The following is a 347-nucleotide window of genomic DNA, read 5'->3' as shown; positions in this document are numbered from 1 at the left end:
CCCCTGGTCGTCCGGTTGAATTTTGTCAGACCGCCGGAGCCGGTTTCAACCGGCAGTCCGGTTTTTTTCAAGGTACGGAACAAGTCCCATCGGGTCGTGTTGACGGCACCCGCATCCTTGAGCGGCAGTTTGGATTGCTTTTGAATTCGTTTCAACAGTCGCGGTTTCCTTGAAAGGAAATGTTCGAGCGACTTATTACCCTTCTTCCTGTTGCACGCCCTACAGGCCAGTGTCAGATTGCTGACTCTGTTGGAACCGCCTTTCGATTTCGGCACGATATGTTCAATCTCCAATGGGATATCTGTTTTTCCGCAATAGGCACACGTTCTGTCCCATTTTTCCAGAAG

The 347-nt window shown here is 50.7% G+C and carries 1 protein-coding gene; it reads right to left on the bottom strand.

What is annotated here, in order from left to right; translation table 11 throughout:
• Positions 1 to 347: HNH endonuclease (locus HXW94_RS19005; RefSeq protein ID WP_178368441.1), on the bottom strand; the 347-nt coding region annotated here is incomplete at both ends.

Source organism: Desulfobacter latus, from assembly GCF_013389365.1.
GTDB lineage: Bacteria > Desulfobacterota > Desulfobacteria > Desulfobacterales > Desulfobacteraceae > Desulfobacter > Desulfobacter latus.
This window is presented reverse-complemented; position numbering and strand designations above follow the sequence as displayed.